Origin of the sequence: Mycoplasma sp. HU2014 (genome assembly GCF_001199495.1) — a bacterium.
Taxonomy (GTDB): domain Bacteria; phylum Bacillota_I; class Bacilli_A; order Mycoplasmatales; family Mycoplasmataceae; genus Mycoplasma.
In genome coordinates, this window is record NZ_LFYS01000052.1 from 1 (window position 1) to 19,852 (window position 19,852).

A 19,852-nucleotide genomic window follows, 5' to 3' on the forward strand; every position below is an offset into this window, starting at 1 on the left:
AAATTAAAGATTTTATTAAATCAGTTTTTTCTTTAAAAACTTTGTTTAGTATTGAGCTTACGTTTAACTTTTCTAATATTTTGTCAACAACCAATCTCGCACCAAATGATAAAACCCTTGAAAATTGACTATCGTTTTCTTCAAGTGAAATACCGAAATCTCCAAAGTAGGTAACATAGTTTTCGTTTGGTATCATCATTGTTTCTTTTTCATCAGAAACAATACCTATGCACGCTCTTTCGTTCTCACTATATCCCTTTTCTTTATTAAAAATTTTCTTGGTTGTATAGTACACATAAGTACAGTTTTTTCTTCTACTAAATACAATATCTTTTGATGGAATTTTTACAGGTTTAAAAGCCATTTTTTTATCTCCTTTTACTAGTTACATTATATCACTATTTAAAGTAAAAATCTAGTGTTTTTTCAAAATAAAAACCCTTTAAATAAAGGGTTTACACTTCATTATTAATAACTAGTTACAAAATTGTGAAAAGTTCAGGTTGTATTACTAAATTGACTAACACTAGTAAAGTCAACTGTTCCTCCAAGTGCACTATAGTTCATAGGAATAGTTATCATGTGGTGTAAACCAAATGGTAATAATAATCTTTCTGATGAACCATATAAGAAAGGCATTAAGAATTTAATTTTTTGTTCTTTAACAAATAAGTTTCCTAATATATTGATACCAGTTTGAACAATAGGTCAGAATAACCCGATAACAACTGATAAAGGTAATACTATTATGATAACCATAAATGGAACAAATCTTGAACCATTAAAGAATGATAATGCATTAGATAATTTATTGAAGTTGTAGAACTTGTTGTAAATCATAGCACCAACAAATCCCATACCAATTCCACCCATAGCATCGTATCTAATAGATAAAACTCCTTCTTGAGGACCAAAGAATATATCTTGTTTTTCTCATCTAGCTAAGATGTAGTTTAAAAACTCTATACCACTACCATCTTTAGCTTCTCTTGTTACAAACATATTTGCTCCAACAGCAAGTAAAATAAAGTATGCAAATGCTGCAGCAAATGATCCACCGTATCTATTTTTTGCTCATGCTCCACCTATGGCAACAGCAAATAATAGACCCATGTGAGTGAAAGCAGCTCATCCAACGTTTTCAATAACTGAACCGATTTGATTGAAAATAGCTGATGTTGATTTAATATTTCCCAGACCTAAAGGTCCAATTATTTTACCTAAAATAATTGTTAGACCGGCAGCAGGAAGTAAAGCAACAAACGTTAAAATAGATTTAGAAAATTTTGAAAAAAATGCATGAATGTTGCTTTTTCTAGTCTGTTTGAAATCTAAAATTTTTTTCATTTTTTCCTCCTTGTACAACTTTAATAGTATCAAAAAAACAAAAAAACAAGGAAAATTATAACCCTTGTTTTGTTAGTTTAAATAAGTATTATTTATTAATAATATCTTTAACAGAATCAATTGTTTTTCTTAAAGTTTCACATGAAGAATCAAATCTAGCTTGTTCTTTTTCGTTGATGTCTCATTGAATGATTTCTTCTCATCCGTTTGCTCCAACTACAGCAGGTACTCCTGTGTATAGTCCACTATTTTTGTATTCACCATTTAATTGTGCTCCAACCATTAGACAAACTTTTTCATCTCTTAAAACAGCTGTTGCAATTCTTGTTAAACAAGCTCCAATTCCGTAGAATGTTGCACGTTTTAAGTTAATGATTTTGTAAGCCATCATAATAGCTTCTTTTTCAATTTCTTCTAATTCCTTTTGAGAAATTTTACCTGTTTCTAAGTAGTGAGAAATTGGTTGACCCATAATGTTTGCTTTTGATCAAATAGCAACTGATGAATCTCCGTGTTCACCTAATAAATATGCATCGATTGAAGATGGATGTACATTTACTTTATCAGCTAACAGTCTTCTTAATCTTACTGAGTCTAAAGTAGTTCCTGAACCGATAACTTTATGTGGATCGAATCCTGTAACTTGTTGATATGCGTGAGTAACAACATCAACTGGGTTAGATGCAATAATTGTAATTCCATCAAATCCTGATTTTTTAACCTCAGTTGCAATAGATTTTATAATTTCAGTGTTTCCTGCAACCATGTCTAATCTAGTTTCACCTGGTTTTTGTGGACGACCTGCTGTAATTACAATAACATCAGCATCTTTACAGTCTTCATAGCTTCCGGCTTTAACAGAACTGAATGATTTTGGAAGAACTGCCAAAGTATCTGATAAGTCTAATGCGTTTCCTTCTGCTGCATCTTTAAATGCATCGATTAATACATAGTGTTGAGCTAATCCTTGGTTAATAGCAGCATATAAGAATGAACATCCAACTGCTCCTGCTCCAATTAATACAACTTTTTTTGAAGTTTTTTTCATATTCATCTCTCCTTTAGATTTGAGTCAAATATATTATATAATTTTTGAGCAATAATGTTTATAAATAATGTTTGAATCTGGAATAATGTTTATAAATAATGTTTGAAAATTCTTAAATAGATAATTTAAAAATAAAAAACAACTTAAAGCTGTTTTGTTAATTATACTTATTCATGATTTGTAAAAAAGTTTTATTATCATCTACAAAATCATTAATAAAATCTGATTTTTGACTAATAGTATTTTTAAGAGATGAAATTTCATCATTACTAAATTTAGACAACACTCAATCAACTATTTTTCATCCAGTAGCTGGCGGGTTTATTCCGATTCTTAATCTATAAAAATCTTGAGTAGAAAGATGTTGAATAATAGATTTAATACCATTATGTCCAGCTGCAGATCCTGATTTTTTAAATTGAATTCTTTCAACATTTAGATCTTTATCATCATGAATCACTATTAAATCTTTAAGACTAATTTTGTAATAATGCATAATCTGAGATATAGCTATTCCTGAATTATTCATATATGTTAAAGGTTTAACAAATAATACTTTTTGATTATTAATAATACTAGTATATACTTGAGCATTAAATTCTTGTTTAACAGAATTATACCCATATTTATCTAATAATATATCAATAGCTATTCAACCAGCATTATGTCTAGTTATTTCATACTCTCTACCTGGGTTGCCTAATCCAACAATTAACTTCATTAATTTCCTTCTTTAATAAAATCTTCAATTTTTTTTCTGATTTGTTCTTTATTTTTAATATAAACTTCAGTTAATGAATGATGTTCTTGTGAATTTTTAATCATATCAGCTAATAATTCAGCAACTGATACAATTTTTAGTCCATCGAATTTTTTATCTTCAGGAATTTCAATAGTATTTGTTACAATTACGCTTTTAACAACATTTTGTTTAATAGCTTCAGTCATTCTTTCTTTAGCTGGACCATTAAATAATCCGTGACAAGTAAAAATGTAAACATCTTTAGCTCCATTTTCTTTTAAAGCTTTAGCACCACTAATAATAGTTCCACCAGTATCGATCATATCATCGATAATAAAACAAGTTTTATCTTGAATATCTCCTAAAACAAATTCAACTTCAGCTTTATTTGGTTCAGGACGTCTCTTACCAATAACAGCAATTCCATTAGTCATGTTTGTTGTATATGAATCAACTTTGTGAACCCTGCTTAATCCTCCGTAATCTGGAGAAACTAGAATACATTTTTCTCTATCTAATTTTTCTTTAATAATTGTATTAACAATTTCATCAGCTAAAATTTGAGAAGTTTGGAAGTTATCCATAGGTATATCAAAAAATCCCATTGATTGAGGAGAGTGAATATCAAATACAATAACTCTGTCTGCTCCTGCTTTACTTAATAAATCAGCTACTAATTTAGAAGTAATTGGTTGTCTTCCTTTTGCTTTACGATCTTGACGAGCATATCCGAAATAAGGAATAACAACATTAATTTTTTCTGCACTACCACGTTTGAATGCATCAATTGCAATTAATAATTCCATTAGATTTTCATTCACAGGCATAGATGTAGATTGAATAATGTAAATTTCTTTACCTCTAACTGAATCTATTGCTTCTACTAAAATTTCACCATCTGCAAATCTAGTTGTTTTAGCAATCTTTTCTTCAATACCTAAAATTTCACAAACTTCTTTTGCTAGTTTTTGTCCTGAAGAAAGACCGAAAATATAAATATCATTATTATTCATAAATTAACCCCACCTTTTAAAATAATAATAACAAAAATTGACTTCTAAAATATAAACAATCGGTAAATAAAAATAGTCTTAAAACTATTTTGTGATTATTTATTTCTTCTTTTAGTAATAGTTTTTGGAACTTGTTTTTTAAATTCTTCTTCATTATTAATTTTTATTCTATAAAATTCATTATTTCTAACGTTTCATAACACACCTTTTTTTAATCCTAAAGCAATCATGTAGCAAGCTGTTTGTAAAAAGTGAGTTCATCTAACTTCGCTAACAAATTTTAATTCAATAACTGTGTCATTTTTAACAACATCCGCATAACCATTTGCTTCTATTGGGTGATTATTTTTATAAAATCCCAACGATAAATAACAAGGTTGCTGAATTTGTTCTAAAATCATAAGAATATTTTACTAATAAAAATGGTACCATATGTCCGGACAGGGGGTCTATCCCTTAGGGAGTCTAATAATTTTGTCATTCTCTTGATTTTTTTTTTGTTTTAATAAACTGGAACAGATGTATGGAAAGGTTTAAAAAAATGAGTAAATTATTAATTACTTTAAATTTATTAGCTTTAGCTGCATCAGGTGGAGCAATCGGTGTTTCAGCTATGTCTTTGATAAAAGCAAATTCTCTAACTGTTCAAGGAACAAAAGGCCCTCAAGGAGATAAAGGACCTAATGGACCTGAAGGACCACAAGGTGATAAAGGACCTAATGGACCTGAAGGACCACAAGAATAGGTTAATTAATCTTAAAAATTCTATTACAAAGTAAAACTCCTAGAAAATTCTAGGAGTTTTTTATTGATCATCTAATAAAAAAGTTTTATCTAAAATTAAAATACGTATCTTCTTAGTTAATTGAACCTGCAGTAAATTATTTATAATTTTTATAAAAAACTCTAAAAGTTCATTGACTGTTTTATTTATAATTTTTATAATTTAATTGAAAATAGAAAAATAGATGAGAAGGGTTTTTTTATGACAATTTCATTATTTAATTATGTCAAGTTTACTTTTAAAAATGTTATTAAAAAGAAAAGTTCAATCCTCTTTCCAACAATTGTTTTAGTCGCTTCTATATGTATGGGAATTGTTTTGACTAGTGTGATTCCGATTAAGTATCTTGACTTAATTTCTTTTTTATACACTATTTTACTGATTATTATAACAATAATTTTTAGTTCAATTAAAGCTTTGAACCTTTTTAAAGATCTTGAAGTTGAAGGTATTGAAATATTAAGTTTATCTAAACCAATTTCAAGAAGATCTTTAGTGATAGGAAAACTAATCTCATTTAGTCTTTTAAATTTAATTTGAAGTTGTGTGTTTTTTATTTGTGGGTTACTGTTCTTTTATGCTAATAATAGTTTTAATCAAATCTTTTTAAAAAGTTCATTATTGGCTTTTATTAGTTTTTGTAGCTTTTTTATCTTTGGATTATTAATAATCATTTTAAGTTTTAAATTATCTCAAAAAATCACTATAATGATTCCTTTAATCATTTTTGTCCCATTAAGTTTAATTGGTTTAGTAATTTCAACTAATGTTAAAACAACTCTTGATCAAACAGCTTTTTACATAAATCGAGTTTATAAAGATCATCACGCAGGAAATGAAGTAAACGCTGAAGCTTATTTTTTAAATAACCAAGATCAACTATTTTTAATTCCTAATGGTAGTGATAATCATAGTTTTGATGAGCAACAAACTAAGTATTTAGAACAAATAATTAAACATACTAGCACTGCATCATTTAATTGACAATTATATAGTTGAATTGCCATTCCTTATCAGTTGATTAACGTTTTTAATTTTAATAATAAAAATATTTTTAGTTCTTTAGAAAGTAATTCAGAAAATAATCTAAACAACTTTGTTTATTATAATGATTTAGACAATTTTGCTTATCAATATAAATTAGAAAAAAATACCAAACAAGCTAAGTATTTAACTGAATCAAATAAACATAGTTATATTGTTCCGGGATTATTAAAATCACATTCAATTTTTTCAGTTGCTAGTCAAGATTTACTAGCTGTATTAGAAAATTATGATCTAGTTTATGCTATTAATGGCGTTGATGATCCAACTAAAGATTTTGAAACCGATCAACAAGACTTTGCAAAAATCAATAACTTAATTGGAAAAATAAAATGAGACTATGTTAAACAAGTTTTAAAAGATCAACAATTTAATAAAATAGCTAATGATTTTGTTAATAAATTTATAAAAAATAATCAACAATTTATACAGCAAAAAAACTTAGATTTAATTCATCAAAATTTAATTAAAACACTTGAAAATGAGTTAAATAACAACGAAAGTCAAATTAATCAATATGTTAATGATAATCTAGTGTTATTTAGCAGAGTTTCGTTAAAAGATAATTTAATTAAATCATTTGAAGAAAAACTAATTTATTATGCAGTTAGTTTAATGAATTATATTTATTTTAATTATCAAAATAATGTGATTTATCAAGCTATGATTAAACATCCTAATAAAGAATTATATGGTAATTACCAATACAAGTTAATGATTAACAATAAAGAATATAAGTTAGGCGGATATAGCGGTTATTCAACTGTAGTACATGAAAAATTAGATAATAATGCTGGCCAAAACCAAGAACAATTAAAAGAACAAATTAAAAAGGATTTAGATTTTATTAAAAATGATGATCTTAAAGCATTGTGAGAAGATTATCAAAAAGCTAATAGTAGACAAGAATGAAATAAAATATCGAATTTATTATTAGATCTAACAAAATTAAAAAATCTTTTAAACATTTTTCAAGGCAATGATAATCAAGCTGCTGGTTTTATTTCAAAAATAGCTGATGACTTAAGACAAAAAGTTGTTGAATTTATTAAAAATCAAATTAAAGATGTTGAAAATCAAATAAATAAGGCAACTATAACTAAGAAAAAATTCTCAGAAAAGTTAGATCAATTAATTAAACAAGCGGATGGAATTAATTTAGATAAATTGACAAATATTTTAAAAAACTGAAATGAATTAGAAAAAAGGCAATCAGATAAATCTAAATTTACAACTAGATATAAAATAAGACCAAGCAAAACTAATTTCTTATTCCAATCATCAGATAATTTATATTCAATAACTAGAGATAAAAAGGTTGTCAATAATTACCTATTATTTGTCATTTGGTTATTGTTGATAGTTATTGAATTTGTAGTAGTATTTAAACTTTACCAAAGAAAGGATTATAAATAGGTATGAATAAAATCTTAGAGATAATTAATTTGACAAAAATATTTGAGCAATCAAATAGAGGTATTAAAGATATTAATATGACTATTTATGATGGTGATTTTCATGCATTTATTGGTGAGAATGGATCTGGTAAAACTACTACAATTAAAACAATTATTGGTGCTTTTTGAGATTATCAAGGTCAAGTGTTAATCAATAATATTGATATTAAAAATCCAAAAGCTAGAGCAATTATTGGTTATGTACCTGAAAGTGCTATATTCCCTAAAGAGCTAACTTCTTATCAGTATTTGATTAATTTTGCTATGTTATGAAATCTTGATATAAAACAAGCTGATTTAAAAATTAAAAACTTTTTAGAAATGTTTAATATTTTAGATTTAATAAATGAAAAACCTGCTAATTTTTCATCAGGTCAAAAGAAAAAGATTTTATTGATTCAAGCATTGTTAAATGATCCTAAATTAATTATTTTAGATGAACCGGCTAGCAATTTAGACCCAACAGCTAGATATGAGTTATTTAATTTTTTACAAAAAATTAATCAAGAGCAGAAAATTACGATTTTAATTTGTTCTCATATACTTTCTGAAATAGATAAATACGTTAATTCAACAACTTTATTAGATCGTGGAAGGGTAGTTTATACAGGCAAAAAACACAAACATTTAGAAGATTTATTTTATGAAAAAGTTATTGCTAAGTAGTTTAATATTACTTACTCCATTGTCTAGTATTAGTTGTAAATTAAATAAAAATCAAGAACTAAGTCTAACTGTTGTTAACAAAAATTTTTATCAATATGCTGTTATTGAAAAATTACTAAATGAACTTTTTAATAATAATCAAATTTTAAAAAACCAATACTTAAATCAACAAGAAAATTATTCAGATCATAAAATCACTAATCTTGAATATCTTTTAACATTATTACCAATTTTTAATCCTAGAGATATAAGAAATAATTTAAGAAGTTTTTATATTATTCATAAAGCAAAAGAAGTTTTAACCCAATTACTAAATCATGATTGGTATTGATTCTTAAAGAATCTTAATCAATTTGAATACAACTTTAACCCTTATAATGATAGATATTTTGGATCTGAATTAGAAAAAATTTTATTTGAATTATTTGCTAGTAAAGATTTTTCAAATCAATTAAAAAAGCAATTTCAAGTTGATTCATTATTGATTAATCTTAAATCAAAAATATTCAGTCAAATAATTGAAGTTAATATCGAAAATAACAATAAGTTACTAAATCAAAATCAATATCAAGATAAAAAGGCTTTATATTTAATTTATGATCAAAATAAAGCTATTAAATTATTAAAATACAAATCAGCTGGAATTGTCAAATATCAAGTGTTTACTGATCTATTTGTTTTTAAAAATATAAATAATTTAAAAGAACAAATAACTGAATTAGAAAATAAAATTTATCAAAATAGAGTAAAAGAGATCAATAAAGCATTTGCAGAAATTCAACCTTCATATCAAAAGATTATTGAAGAATTTAAAGATCAATTTTTAGATGATGAGATAGTAGATGAAATAATTAGTAATCTTAGAAAAAATAAAGAAAATCTTCAAAAGCTAACTAGTGTAATTAATCAGACATTTGATAAATTAAATAAATTAGTTCAAGGCAAAGATACTATAAAAAAAGACGATTTTAATAAATGAAAAAACGAAATATTTATAAGTAAATTATTGCAAGGTGAATATCAAAAACATTTTGATTCATTAAAAGAAAAACTAGATGAGAACCATGATATTTTTGTTAAAAAATGAACAAAAAAAGTTGACGAACTTTTAAACAAGTTACAAGCAAAATTACCTGAATTAGATACAAATCAAAAGTTAGAACTATCTCAAAAATTTAGTGACGAAAAATTTTATAGTTTTTTAGAGTTTAATCAATACAATGGTTTTTTAACAGAAACTATTGATCAAATTAATAAAGTTGAAAATTTAAAAAATATAAAAAGTGACCAAGCAGGAATTAACAAAATACTTGAAAACTACAAAATACTTAGATATAGCTGGAGGTCAATCAAATGAAGTTAAATAAAAAAATAGCTAAAAAAATATCTTTAAGTTTTGTTATATTTATTTTGATTATTCCTGTTGTTGCAATTCTTGGTCAATTCAAATTTAAAAGTCAAACCCCTGAATTAGAAATTCCCACAAATCATAAAGTAAAAATTGATAAACTCTCTGATCAACAACAAATATCAGCTAAATATCTAAATAAATTAGTTGAAACTACTTTTAAAACTAACCAACTAGCTAAAGATAAGTTTTTAAAATCACAAGAACAAACTACATTATTATTTGATCAACTTAAACAAATAAACGATCAAAATAAAGTTAATGAGTTTATAAACAAAAACTGATTATTTGTTTTAAAAAATATTGATAAATTTCAGTTAAAATTCAAAGATTATTGAACTTTAAATGAATATGTTACAAACATTAATCAGGCACATAGTTCAAGCTTTATCAATAAAATAGACCAATTAAAAAGTACTAAACACGATGATATTGATCTAAAGCAAAATCATTTTGATTTTATGCATTTAGGTGAAGAATCTCAACATAACCACGGACCAAACTACTCATTTTACTTACGATTAGATAAACTAGCAATTAGAATTTTAATTAGTAGAGATAAAGATAAAAATGACTTTAAATTTGATAAGTTTATTTATTTTAATAAAGCACAAAATAATAACTTTACTATTTTAATAGCTCAAGTAATTCATCAAATTATCCATCGAGATAATAGAGCAATTCAAACTTTTGAAGATGAAATAGTTTCAAATTATGGATTTGCTACAATTAATGATTTAGTGTTAAGAAAGGATGATAATAATGAAAAATAAAATTAGATACTTATTATCATCTTTGATAATGATATTTACAATTACTAGTGTTGTGAGTTGTAAAACTAATTCAAGCCCAATTGTAATTAATAATATTAAAGACCAAAATAAACATAAGTGAGATGTCTTTTTAAGTCAATCTTATGTAGTGGATTTATTAAATCTAGCATTCCATGACCAAGAACAAAAAACCAAATATATCGCATCACAAAAAAATCTTGATGATAATTATTTTAACGAATTAAGAGAATATTTTACCTACGCAAATAATGTGGTTAGAAGTTATTCGTATGATGGTGATAAACAACCATTTGGATATCAAGAATTTTCTAAAAAACTTGATCAATTATTTCAAGAAAATTGATTATGAGCTTTATTTAATATTGATAAATTTAAATTTGTTTTATATGGTGAATCAGACCAATTTATTAAACAAGTTGAAGAAGCTAATCGTGATTCACAAAAAAGTAGTGTTTTAGTTGGATCATTTATTAAATTAAAAACTAATCTAATAAACCAATATGTAATCTATCAAACAAGTAAAGAAGAGACTTATTTATATTTACTAACTTCAAGTAATAATATTTTTAAAATAAATATTAATAAAACTGATTCAAAAACTAAAGTAGAACTAGAACAATACACTTATGCTTATGAAACTTTTTTAGATAAACCTGATCAAATCAAAAATTTTGATTTTAAAAAATATGCACATGTTGTTTCGCTACACAACTCAAGTAATGCCACACAAAAAAATCTTTTCGACGCTCAATATGGAGGTTTGCCTTTAAGATTAACTGTTGTTGACATTATTAAAAAATAATTATTTACAATCTTAACTAAAGAATATTGTTATCAATATTTAGATTCATTTATTGCTTAATTATATTTAATAAATTTTACATTTTTTTCCTAATACATTATTGAGAGAACGTTAAACAATTTTAGATGATAGTTTAGCTAAAAAGGAGTAAAATTATATCATGGACTACCATATAAAAGAAAGGTTCTATTAAAGCATGTTAAAACAAGCACTTTCAAGGAATTTAACAAAAATAACCTTGATTGTTAACTTATTATGAATATCATTTTTTGTTATTGTTTTTGCAATTTTGGTTGGTACAAGAACAATAGCATGAAATTGATTAACTGGATTAATTTTAGGTCAAATTTCATCAATTTTAGGATTGATAATATTGTTTTATACTAGAGAACTTATGATTAAGTATGAAAATCCTTTTCTATTTTGTTTCATGTTTCTTATTAGAATCGGTTTGTATGTTATTCCATTTTTCTTATCTTTAGTATTATATGATGGAAAAATTTTTAATTATCTATCTATTCTAATTGGTTTAACAACTGTATTTTTACTACCAATAAGTTCTTATTTAGATATTAAGAATAAAAAAAGAAAGGGGGAAGCAATTTAATGTTGATGTCAATAACTGATAATTTCAAAAAATGAGATAGCTTTACTAATTCATTGATCACTATTTTTCTAGTAACTGTTTTTGTTTGTACAATTTCTATTATTTATAACAAGAAAATCAGATCTCATAAAGTAGATGAAAAAATGTCTGGCTTTTTAGTTTTAATAAATATGTTTGTATTAGCAGTTGAAAATATTGTTACTTCAATTCTAGGTAAAAAATATAGAAAAGCTACACCATATGCAATGTATTTATTATCTTATATATTTTTAGGATCAGTAGTTTCTTTACTAGGATTTGAATCTCAAACAACTTCATTTACAGTTACATTTTCTATGGGATTAGTCACTTTTGTAATGATTTATTATTTTGGTTTTAAATATCAAAAAATGGGATTTCTTTATCGTTACATATATCCAATTGAATTATTTTCACAATTTACCCCGTTACTTTCAATATCTTTCCGTTTGTTTGGTAACCTTTTAGGTGGATCGATCATTTTAGGCTTATTGTATGCTTTATTGATAGGTTTTCAATTAAGTTGAGCAACAAAACCTGTTAATAATCATTGAATTTCTTATTACATATGAAACCCATCTGAGTTTCCAGATGCTTGAAAATTACAATATAAATATTTTTGAGCAGGATTGAACATATTCACGACCCCATTAGCTCCAATGTTACATATCTATTTCGATTTATTTGATGGGTTAATTCAATCTATAGTGTTTACTATGTTAACTCTATCTTATTGAGCAGAGCAAATTCGACCTGGTGAAGAGTCTCATAAAGCAAATGAGGCAGTTGAAAATATGTGAATAGAAAATGATTCACAAAATCAAAAACAAATTATTCAATTAAATTAAAAAGGAGAAAAAATCATGTTATATACAGCATTTGTATCAAACGTACTAGCAAATTACATTACTGCATTATCAATCATTTTACCTAATTTATTAGCTTCAGATACTGGTACAGGATTAAAATACCTTGGAGCAGGAGTTTCAATGGTTGGTGTCCTTGGAGCAGGAATTGGTCAAGGAGCAGTTGGTCAAGGTGCGTGTCTTGCTATTGGACGTAACCCTGAAATGTATGGAAAAATCACTTCAACAATGATTATTGCATCTGGTATTGCTGAGTCTGGTGCGATTTATTCATTAGTTATTGCTATTTTATTAATCTTTGTTGCTTAGTTAGATAGAAAGAATAATATTATGGTATTTAGTTTATTTAACGGTGTTTTATTTGCTCAAACCCAAGGTGTACCCGACATTGTTGCAAACCTTTTTCCTAATTTACCTAATTTTATTGCCCATGTATTAGCAACAATTGTTTTGGTTATTGTTTTATCAAAATTAGTTTATAAACCATTTAGACAAGCAATTGACAAACATAGAGAAAAAATTAATGAAGTTTTAAGTGATGCTATTGAAAAACAATCACAAGCAAACATTCAAGTTCAAAAAGCAAATTCTTTACTAGAAAACGCTAAAACAGAATCATTATCAATTATTAAAAGTGCTAAAATGGACGCTGAAGCTCAAAAAAATCAAATCATCGATAATGCAACCACTCAAGCAAGAAACATTCAAAATCAAGCTAAAAATTCTATTGCTCAAGAACGTTTAAAAGCAGAAGATGAAATTAAAAATACAATTGTAAATTTAGCTTTTGTTGCAGCTGAAAAAATCTTAAATCAAGAAATTGATAAAGAGAAAAATAAACAATTAGTTGACGAATTTATTAAAAACTTAGATTAAAAATTATGATATTAAAAGAAAAAGTTATTAACAATTGAGCTGTAGCCTTGTCAAATATTGCAATAGAAGAAAATTTAGTTGATGAATTTATTGAACAAACAGATGTCTTAATTCGTGTTTTAAGAGATAAAGATGATTTTGCGAAGATTTTATATTTTTCAACTAATGAACAAAAAAGTAGATCAATATCTATAATTGATGAAACTTTTTCTACATTTGGGTTTAATATACATCTTATTAACGCTATGAAATTATTAGTTGAAATGCAAGCTTTTATAAACTTTAGAGATATTTTAAAAGTTTTATATCAAAAATTATTAGATTCTAAAAAAATAGTTTCAGGTATTGTTTGATCGATTGAAGAATTAACTAAAAAACAAATAGAAATGATTGAACAAAAAATTTCAAAACAAATTAATAAAAAAATAGATTTAATTAACAAAATTGATGCTTCATTAATAGGTGGGGTTAAAGTTTATGTTGATGGCAAAATATTTGATGGTTCTATTCAAGCAAAATTAGAATCTATGAAATATGAAGCAATAAAAAGGGAATAGGAGGTTAAAAAATGAGTTTTAATATCAAAGAAATCTCTGAAATGATTGAGCGACAAATTAAAAATTATGGTCAAAAAATTGTCGAATCAGAACAAGGAACAGTTGTTACTATTGGTGATGGTGTTGTATTAATTTATGGATTAGATAAAGCATTGATGGGTGAATTATTAATTTTTCCTAATGATGTTTATGGTATGGTTTTAAACTTAGAAGAAGGCGCTGTTGGAGCTGTTATTTTAGGTGATGAAACTTTAGTAAAAGAAGGAGATTTTGTTAAAAGAACTGGTAAGGTTGTCGAAACACCAGTTGGTGATAAAATGATCGGACGTATTGTTAATGCATTAGGTCATCCAATTGATGATCTAGGACCAATTGAAACAACAAAAGCAAGACCGGTTGAAAGAGTTGCAACTGGTGTTATGGCACGTAAATCAGTTTCTCAACCTTTAGAAACAGGAATTTTATCAATTGATTCAGCTATTCCAATTGGTCGTGGTCAACGTGAGTTAATTATCGGTGATCGTCAAACAGGAAAAACTGCAATTGCGGTTGACGCAATTCTTAATCAAAAAGGAAAAAATGTTAAATGTATTTATGTAGCTATTGGTCAAAAAGATTCTACAGTTGTTCAAGTTGTTGAGAAATTTAAAAAATATGGTGCAATGGAATATACTGTTGTAGTTAATGCTGGAGCTAGTGAACCAGCACCTTTACAATATCTAGCACCATATACAGGAGTAACAATAGCTGAAGAGTGAATGGAAAACGGTCAAGATGTATTAATAGTTTATGATGATTTATCTAAACATGCTGTTGCTTATCGTGAAATGTCACTTCTATTAAGAAGACCACCAGGTCGTGAAGCTTATCCTGGAGATGTTTTCTATCTACACTCACGTTTATTAGAACGAGCCGCTAGAGTTAATGAAAAATATGGAGGAGGATCAATTACCGCACTTCCTATTATCGAAACTCAAGCTGGTGATATTTCTGCTTATATTCCAACTAATGTTATTTCAATTACTGATGGTCAAATTTTCTTATCAAGTGAATTATTTAACCAAGGTGTTAGACCAGCTGTTGATATCGGTCCATCGGTTTCTCGTGTTGGATCTTCAGCTCAAATTAAATCAATTAAGCAAGTTTCTGGAACTTTAAAATTAGAATTAGCTCAATACTATGAATTAGAATCATTTGCAAAATTTGGATCTGATTTAGATGAATCTACTAAAGCTAAACTGGATCAAGGTGCAAGAATTATTAAAATGTTAATTCAAAAACAATACAGCCCACTATCTCAAACAGAAGAAGCTATATTATTACTAACTATCAAATCACACTTAATTAAATGACTTCCGCTTGATTTTGTTTCAGAATTTAAAAATGAAGTTTTACGTCATTTCTCTAAAGATAGTTCAGCTAAAAAGCTATATCAAAAACTAGAAAAAGACAAAGTATTTGATGATAAATTACAAGAATCAATTTTAAAAGAAGCAGAAAAAGTTATAGTTAGAATTACTCACACTATTAAAGATTACAAGCCAGAACAATATGGATCACTTGCTGAATATGAAAGTTTAGGAAAATAATTTATGCCAAATTTAAGTGGTTTAAAAGCAGAAATCTCTTCAGTTAAAAATATTGGAAAAATTACTAATGCAATGCAACTTGTAGCAAGTGCTAAATTACGTAAGATTGGTAAAAGAGTAGTTGAAACACATCAATATGTAACAGAAGTTTATACATTATTTAATAATATTATTACAAATTCTGATAAGTCTATTTATTTAAAAGATGATGAAAAATCATTAAAAAAGACATTATGAATTGTTATTAATTCAAACTTAGGATTATGTGGGGGATACAATTCTAATGTTAATAAATTAGTGATGGAAAACATCAAACCTAATGACCAAATATATGCAATAGGTTCAAGAGCTGTTTCTTTTTACAAAGCAAGAAAAGTAAAAATTAAAAAACAAAAAACTGATATTGATATTAATTTTACAAATGAACAAGCTAGATTATTAGGAAATGATATTTTATCATTTTACACAAGCGGTGAATTTGATGATATTAGATTAGTTTATACTAAGTATATTAACAACGTTACTTATGAACCTTCAATATTAAGACTATTTCCTATTATTAAAATCAATGATGATGAAAAACAAAATAATAATTCAAAAGCTAAAATTGTTTTTGAACCAAGTGCAGAAGAAATTTTAGAAACAGCAATTAGTTTATATTTAAACTCTGTTTTATACGGAACAATAGTTGAATCACAAGTTAGCGAACAAGCTTCTAGAAGAAATGCGATGGAAAACGCAACTAATAACGGTAAAGGTTTAGAACAAACTTTAAGTTTAAAATATAACCGTGAAAGACAAGGTGCAATTACACAAGAAATAAGTGAGATCGTTTCTGGTGCTAATGCACAACCAAATTAGGAGGGATAAAATGAAATCAAATAAAAAAACAAAAGAAGAATCAACTGAATTTGTATCAACAGGTAAAATAGTTCAAGTTATGGGTCCTGTTGTTGATGTTAAATTTAGTGAAAATAACATCCCTATGATTTATGATGCTTTAGTGGTTGATAATAACGGCGTAAAACTAGTTTTAGAAGTGGAACAAAGTATTGGTGATGAAATAGTTAGAACAATCGCTATGGGACCAACTGATGGGCTAACTCGTGGATTAGAAGTTAAAAATACAGGAAAACCTATACAAGCTCCAGTTGGTGATGTTGTACTAGGTCGTATGTTTAACGTTTTAGGTGATGCAATTGATGAAAAACCTGATGTTGAAGGTGAAAGATTACCAATTCACCGCGATGCTCCTAATTATGATGAATTGGTTACAACTACTGAAATTTTAGAAACTGGAATTAAAGTTATTGATTTAATGATTCCATTTTCTAAAGGAGGAAAAGTTGGATTATTCGGAGGAGCTGGAGTAGGTAAAACAGTTTTAATTCAAGAGTTAATTAACAACATCGCAAAAGCACATAACGGAGTTTCGGTGTTTGCTGGAGTTGGTGAAAGAACTAGAGAAGGAAACGATCTATACTACGAATTCATTGAAGCTGGAGTTTTAGATAAAACTAGTTTAGTATTCGGACAAATGAACGAACCACCAGGAGCACGTATGCGTGTTGCTTTAACTGGATTAACAATGGCTGAATATTTCAGAGATAAGAAAAATATGGATGTGTTATTATTTATTGACAACATCTTTAGATTTACACAAGCTGGAGCAGAAGTTTCTGCCTTATTAGGACGTATACCTTCAGCTGTAGGATACCAACCAACTTTATCTACTGAAATGGGTTCATTACAAGAACGTATTACTTCAACAAAAAATGGATCAATTACTTCAGTTCAAGCTGTTTATGTTCCTGCTGATGACTTAACTGATCCAGCACCAGCAACTACATTCACTCACTTAGATGCACGTATTGTTTTAGATAGATCTATTGCTAGTTTAGGAATTTATCCTGCAGTTGATCCACTAGCTTCATCATCTCGTATGTTAGATCCAGAAATTGTTGGATTAGATCATTATCAAACTGCTTTAGGTGTTCAAGAAACATTACAAAAATACCGCGATCTACAATCAATTATCGCAATTTTAGGTATGGATGAATTAAGTGAAGAAGATAAATTAGTAGTTCAAAGAGCTAGAAAAATAAGAAACTTCTTATCTCAATCATTCTTTGTTGGTGAAAAATTCACAGGAAGACCTGGAGTATTTGTAAAAGTTTCAGATACTGTTAGATCATTTAAATCTATTTTAGACGGTGAAGTAGACAATATTCCTGAATCATACTTCTTATATGCATCAACAATTGATGATGTTATTATGAAATTTAAAAAAGATAAAAAATAATTTTAATGGAGCAAAATATGAGCATTAAACTTAAAATTATTACACCAAATGGTATTTTTATCGATGGAAAAAAAGTGGATATAATTAACGTTAAAACTATTGATGGAGATATGGGTATATTAGCAAACATGCCACCATTTGTAACCGCTTTAAAAATTAGTGATTTAAATTTTAAAGTAAATTCACAACCAACACATATTCATGTTAGTGGTGGGTTAATGACAGTTAGTCAACAAGAGTGTAAAATAATAACTGAAAATTTATACTTAGTTGATGAGAATGGAATAAGATTAGAAACCCCATCTAAAATAGACTAATTAATAATTAAAAAAGCCAATCTAGTTAGATTGACTTTTTGTTTGTTTAATATTATTAGATTGATGCTTTTTGTAATTCTTTTTAATATTTGCTTTTTTCTTGTAATCTTGTGCAGAATTTGTTGAATGATTTTTATTAAACTCTTCAATCTTATTTCTTATAGGTTTAATAAATGAATACATTTGTTGAGACTTTAAAAATTTAATCAATCTATAATAAGTAATTCTAGTAGGATTGAAATTAATTCTTCCTAGTTTCAGATTAGTTAAAATAGTTGTTATTTTTTTATTTAAAATTAATAAGTCTTTATTTTCTGAAATAGTTTTTTTTAAAGGTTTAGATAAATTGTCAATGTTTTGAATAATTGTTTCAACATTATTATATTTTTCTAATAGCATATATGCTTGTTTATGTCGCATATATTTAATACCTTTAATATTGTCGCTACTATCTCCTAGTAATGCTTTAATATCTGCTACTTGCTTAGGAGAACAAGAAAAATGTTCATAAACTTCCTTTTCAGCAATTATACGAGTAGCATCTTTTTTACTAATATTTGTAATTATATAAGTTTTATCATTTACTAATTGAAATGTATCTTTATCATTAGAAAGAATTCTAACATCATATCCTAATTTATTTGCAATTCTAGCGATAGTTCCCATAACATCATCACCTTCATATGGTTCTTTTTCATATCAAGGTATGTTTGCTGCTGTTAAAAACTCTCTAACTAATTTCATTTGAGGAATTAGATCTGCTGGAGTTTCTTTTCTTTTTGCTTTATAGTTTGGATATAATTGTTTTCTAAAAGATTCTTTATCAATATCAAATGTAACTATAATAGAATGATAGTTATTTGAATTAACAAATTTAAATATATTTGCTGCAAATGTGTAAACAGCATTAATTATAATGCCATCTTTATTTGTTGAAATTTTCTTTCTTTTTAAAGTGCCGTAATAGCCTTTATGTAATAAATGATAACCATCAATTAGTAAAATCGGTTTGGTTTCATTTTTTGTAGTCATTGTTCTAATCAATCCTTACGTATTTAATAATAACACTATAGTTTAAAACAAAAAAGCAAAAGATAAAATATCTGGAATATCAAACAAAATGATACCTTACCAATTATATGTTTTGGATCCAAAACATATAATTGGTAAAGGAGGTTAGAATGTTTACTATTTTAGACAATAAGTCATATGCAGAAATTAAAAAATGTATATTAGATATCTTTGCAAAGGATCCTAAAAGATCATGTTTATCAATAGCAAAGCAATTTAATAAATCTGTTTCTACTATAAAAAGATATAAGAAAGAATATCTTGATTTTATAAATACCGGAAAGGAGATAATACTTTCTCATAAAAATGTAAATAACAAGAATGCGCAAAAATATAGTGATGAAACAATATACAACTTGGGTGAAGTTTATCAAGGAGAAATGAAAATAACAGGAGGAGAGAACAATAACAGTAGTTGTTCATTTTTGACGTTGAAAAATTATCATAGTTGTTTAAAAGAAAAATTTGGTTATAAGATTTCATATTCTAATTTAGATAAAAGATTAATAAAACAGGGTTTTGCTAGTGCATACTGTAAGAGAAA

General features: G+C 26.5%; 22 protein-coding genes and 1 pseudogene. 16 read left to right on the top strand and 7 right to left on the bottom strand.

Translation table 4 applies throughout. From position 1 onward, the window contains the following. The 6 genes and pseudogenes from AB668_RS02960 to AB668_RS02985 form a co-directional block, all read right to left on the bottom strand. Positions 1-364, bottom strand: a 364-nt coding sequence (locus AB668_RS02960; RefSeq protein ID WP_152908042.1) for a hypothetical protein, incomplete at its 3' end; no start/stop codon positions are given. Between the two features lie 137 nt (positions 365-501). Continuing rightward, a pseudogene (locus AB668_RS02965) lies at positions 502-1,347 on the bottom strand (PTS transporter subunit EIIC); the annotation flags it as partial. An 88-nt stretch (positions 1,348-1,435) separates the two neighbouring features. After that, positions 1,436-2,395 carry an L-lactate dehydrogenase gene (locus tag AB668_RS02970; RefSeq protein ID WP_050517551.1) on the bottom strand — a complete coding sequence of 320 codons (960 nt, stop codon included), beginning with the start codon at positions 2,393-2,395 and terminating at the stop codon, positions 1,436-1,438. A gap of 157 nt (positions 2,396-2,552) precedes the next feature. Continuing rightward, on the bottom strand, positions 2,553-3,116 hold the full coding sequence (pth, locus tag AB668_RS02975) for an aminoacyl-tRNA hydrolase (RefSeq protein WP_050517552.1): 564 nt from the start codon (positions 3,114-3,116) through the stop codon (positions 2,553-2,555). Further along, entirely contained in the window at positions 3,116-4,150 is a 1,035-nt protein-coding gene (locus AB668_RS02980; RefSeq protein ID WP_050517553.1) for a ribose-phosphate diphosphokinase, read from the bottom strand. The genes pth and AB668_RS02980 overlap by 1 nt, the downstream gene beginning before the upstream one ends. Before the next feature lie 95 nt (positions 4,151-4,245). Continuing rightward, on the bottom strand, positions 4,246-4,551 hold the full coding sequence (locus tag AB668_RS02985; protein WP_050517554.1) for a GxxExxY protein: 306 nt from the start codon (positions 4,549-4,551) through the stop codon (positions 4,246-4,248). Positions 4,552-4,691: 140 nt separating this feature from the next. On the opposite strand from AB668_RS02985, the gene AB668_RS02990 reads away from it, so the two are divergent. From AB668_RS02990 to AB668_RS03060, 15 genes are all read left to right on the top strand, one after another. Next, a complete protein-coding gene (locus AB668_RS02990) occupies positions 4,692-4,895 on the top strand; it encodes a hypothetical protein (protein ID WP_050517555.1) in 204 nt (67 codons plus the stop codon). 240 nt (positions 4,896-5,135) lie between these two features. Further along, complete coding sequence (locus AB668_RS02995) at positions 5,136-7,394, top strand: ABC transporter permease (RefSeq protein WP_050517556.1); 2,259 nt, start codon at positions 5,136-5,138, stop codon at positions 7,392-7,394. A gap of 2 nt (positions 7,395-7,396) precedes the next feature. Next, entirely contained in the window at positions 7,397-8,101 is a 705-nt protein-coding gene (locus AB668_RS03000; protein ID WP_050517557.1) for an ABC transporter ATP-binding protein, read from the top strand. Then, a complete protein-coding gene (locus tag AB668_RS03005) occupies positions 8,079-9,464 on the top strand; it encodes an aromatic motif membrane protein (protein WP_050517558.1) in 1,386 nt (461 codons plus the stop codon). The genes AB668_RS03000 and AB668_RS03005 overlap by 23 nt, the downstream gene beginning before the upstream one ends. Next, on the top strand, positions 9,455-10,282 hold the full coding sequence (locus AB668_RS03010) for an aromatic motif membrane protein (RefSeq protein ID WP_050517559.1): 828 nt from the start codon (positions 9,455-9,457) through the stop codon (positions 10,280-10,282). The genes AB668_RS03005 and AB668_RS03010 overlap by 10 nt, the downstream gene beginning before the upstream one ends. Then, positions 10,272-11,105, top strand: a complete 834-nt coding sequence (locus tag AB668_RS03015) for an aromatic motif membrane protein (protein WP_050517560.1) — start codon at positions 10,272-10,274, stop codon at positions 11,103-11,105. The genes AB668_RS03010 and AB668_RS03015 overlap by 11 nt, the downstream gene beginning before the upstream one ends. A 196-nt stretch (positions 11,106-11,301) precedes the next feature. Then, positions 11,302-11,712, top strand: a complete 411-nt coding sequence (locus AB668_RS03020) for an MG406 family protein (RefSeq protein ID WP_050517561.1) — start codon at positions 11,302-11,304, stop codon at positions 11,710-11,712. Then, complete coding sequence (locus AB668_RS03025) at positions 11,712-12,578, top strand: F0F1 ATP synthase subunit A (protein WP_050517562.1); 867 nt, start codon at positions 11,712-11,714, stop codon at positions 12,576-12,578. Before AB668_RS03020 ends, AB668_RS03025 begins: the two co-directional genes overlap by 1 nt. Positions 12,579-12,593: 15 nt before the next feature. Further along, the gene (atpE, locus tag AB668_RS03030) at positions 12,594-12,905 is read left to right on the top strand and encodes an ATP synthase F0 subunit C (RefSeq protein WP_050517563.1); all 312 of its coding nucleotides are present in this window, start codon (positions 12,594-12,596) and stop codon (positions 12,903-12,905) included. A 21-nt stretch (positions 12,906-12,926) separates the two neighbouring features. Beyond that, a complete protein-coding gene (gene atpF / locus AB668_RS03035) occupies positions 12,927-13,472 on the top strand; it encodes a F0F1 ATP synthase subunit B (RefSeq protein WP_050517564.1) in 546 nt (181 codons plus the stop codon). A gap of 5 nt (positions 13,473-13,477) precedes the next feature. Next, positions 13,478-14,029, top strand: coding sequence for a F0F1 ATP synthase subunit delta (locus AB668_RS03040; protein ID WP_050517565.1), 552 nt, complete (start codon positions 13,478-13,480; stop codon positions 14,027-14,029). Positions 14,030-14,040: 11 nt separating this feature from the next. Beyond that, positions 14,041-15,618 (top strand): F0F1 ATP synthase subunit alpha, encoded by a 1,578-nt coding sequence (atpA, locus tag AB668_RS03045; RefSeq protein ID WP_050517566.1) that lies wholly within the window; start codon positions 14,041-14,043, stop codon positions 15,616-15,618. Between the two features lie 3 nt (positions 15,619-15,621). Next, positions 15,622-16,479: an ATP synthase F1 subunit gamma gene (gene atpG / locus AB668_RS03050; RefSeq protein ID WP_050517567.1), complete on the top strand. Its 858-nt coding sequence runs from the start codon at positions 15,622-15,624 to the stop codon at positions 16,477-16,479. Positions 16,480-16,489: 10 nt separating this feature from the next. Then, positions 16,490-17,920, top strand: a complete 1,431-nt coding sequence (gene atpD / locus AB668_RS03055; RefSeq protein ID WP_050517568.1) for a F0F1 ATP synthase subunit beta — start codon at positions 16,490-16,492, stop codon at positions 17,918-17,920. Between the two features lie 17 nt (positions 17,921-17,937). Beyond that, complete coding sequence (locus AB668_RS03060) at positions 17,938-18,237, top strand: F0F1 ATP synthase subunit epsilon (RefSeq protein WP_050517569.1); 300 nt, start codon at positions 17,938-17,940, stop codon at positions 18,235-18,237. Positions 18,238-18,258: 21 nt separating this feature from the next. On the opposite strand, the gene AB668_RS03065 is transcribed toward AB668_RS03060, so the two are convergent. Next, complete coding sequence (locus tag AB668_RS03065) at positions 18,259-19,269, bottom strand: 5'-3' exonuclease (RefSeq protein WP_050517570.1); 1,011 nt, start codon at positions 19,267-19,269, stop codon at positions 18,259-18,261. Positions 19,270-19,418: 149 nt separating this feature from the next. On the opposite strand from AB668_RS03065, the gene AB668_RS03070 reads away from it, so the two are divergent. Next, positions 19,419-19,852: hypothetical protein (locus tag AB668_RS03070; RefSeq protein ID WP_152908043.1), on the top strand; the 434-nt coding region annotated here is incomplete at its 3' end.